2 protein-coding genes are annotated in these 2,041 nt (G+C 62.9%); both read right to left on the bottom strand.

Translation table 11 applies throughout. From position 1 onward, the window contains the following. Positions 1–1,603 (bottom strand): cobaltochelatase subunit CobN (locus tag OQK_RS31630; RefSeq protein ID WP_038861606.1); only part of this gene is annotated, 1,603 nt, incomplete at its 3' end. Between the two features lie 3 nt (positions 1,604–1,606). After that, positions 1,607–2,041: GTP-binding protein (locus OQK_RS23015; RefSeq protein WP_016774487.1), on the bottom strand; the 435-nt coding region annotated here is incomplete at its 5' end.

The following is a 2,041-nucleotide window of genomic DNA, read 5'->3' as shown; positions in this document are numbered from 1 at the left end:
AGAACGCCAGATAACCGTGCGGCGGAACCAGATCCGGGTCGTGGTACACCGCGCTCGGATCGACCTGATAACCCCGGGCCGGCTGGATGCCGACAAAGGTCAGACCGAAACGCAGACCGGCGATCATCAGGCGACCGTCGCGGCACATCGGATCGTTTTGCGGCGCCCCCCAACGCTCCATCACCGCCGCGCGATTCGCCTCCGGCAACGCGTTTAACATTGCCAGGTAATCGTCCATCGCCAGGCTCTGCTGGCACGGGCGCAAGTCGAGACTATCGAGGTCGTTGCTGACGCCGCCGAGCAGTTGCTGGATCAGTTCGGTGCCGCTGTCGGGCAACTCGGCCGTGATCGGATAACCTTCGGCACGCAATGCGCGGAGGATGTTCAGCGCCGCCGCCGGCGTATCGAGGCCGACGCCATTGCCGATGCGGCCGTCGCGGGTCGGGTAGTTGGCGAGGATCAACGCGATGCGTTTTTCGCCGTTCGGCACGTGTGCCAAAGCAACCCAGCGCCGCGCCAGTTCGGCGACGAAATCCATGCGTTCGGGCTGGGCGCGATAGCAGACCACATCGGACTCACTGCGCTCGCTGCGCCAGGCCAGATCCTTGAAGCTGATCGGTCGGCTGATGATGCGTCCGTCGAGTTCCGGCAAAGCAATGTGCATCGCCAGATCGCGCGGCCCAAGGCCCTGTTCGCTGTCGCGCCAGCCGGGCTCATTGTCCTGGGCGCAGATCGCTTGAATCACCGGAATGTTGCGGCGAAACGGGCGCAGATGCGGTGCTTCGGGGCTCGATTGGGCAAAACCGGTGGTGTTGAGAATCACCCCCGCCTCGACTTCATCCAGCCAGTCCTCGACCACCGACAGGCAACCGGGTTCTTTCAGACTGGCCACCGCGATCGGCAGCGGATTGAGCCCGGCTGCCTGCAAACGCTGGCAGAACACATCGATGAACGCGGTGTTCGCCGCCTGCAAATGCGATCGATAAAACAACAGCGCCGCCACCGGTTGACCGGGCAGCCATTCGGCTTGCCAGTCGCTCAGGGCAGCGCTGTTTTTCTGTGGGTGATAAATCGCCGTGCGCGGCAGGGTTTGCGGCTCGTTCCACGGGTAATCGCGGGCGAACCATTGGTTGCCCAGGCAACGGAAGAAATCCAGCGCATTGCCCATGCCGCCCTGACGCAGAAATTGCCAGAGTCGATCGCGTACTTCGGCGCTGACCGTGCTCAAGTCACTGAGCTCGGGGTCCGGGCGGTCGTCGCCGGGCACCAGAATCAGTTGCACGCCGCGTTCGGACAACTCGACCAGCCGCTCGACACCGTAGCGCCAATAGGCGATGCCGCCGTGCAGTGAGATCAGAATGACCTTGGCGTGGCGCAGCACTTCGTCGACATACAGATCGACCGAGGCATGATTCTGCACCTGCATCGGATTGGCCAGACGCAGGCTCGGATAATCATCGGGCAATTGCTGCGCAGCCTCGGCCAGCAGCGCCAGGCTGGAATCGCCGCTGCAGAGGATCACCAGCTCGGCGGGGGTTTGTCCGAGGTCGGCAATGTTGTCATCCGAGACGAATCCGCCGGGCTGGGTCCTGAGCAGGTGCATGGCTTAAACGCTGAGCGCAGCGCGCAATTGCGCTTCGAGTTGTGCGGCATCGAGTTCCTGACCGATCAGCACCAGACGCGTGACGCGCGCTTCTTCGGCGCCCCACTGACGGTCGAAATGCTTGTCAAAACGCGTGCCCACACCCTGGATCAACAGGCGCATCGGCTTGTTCGGAATCGCCGCGAAGCCTTTCACGCGCAGAATGCCGTGTTGCACCACCAGTTGCGTCAGCGCGTCGAGCAGCAGGCTTTCATCGGCTTGCGGCAGTTCGATTGAGATCGAATCGAACGCGTCGTGATCGTGATCGTCGTCATCACCGTCATGGTGGTGATCGTGGTGACTGTGGCGGCTGTCGATGTGCTCCTCGGAGCCGGCACCGAGGCCGATCAGCACGTCGAGCGGCAGGCGGCCATTGCTGGCTTCGATGATTTTTACCGC

Source organism: Pseudomonas sp. R62, assembly GCF_000257605.1.
GTDB classification, from domain to species: Bacteria; Pseudomonadota; Gammaproteobacteria; order Pseudomonadales; family Pseudomonadaceae; genus Aquipseudomonas; species Aquipseudomonas atacamensis.
The sequence above is the reverse complement of the archived record's forward strand: the minus strand, read 5'-3'. Positions and strand labels throughout refer to the sequence as shown.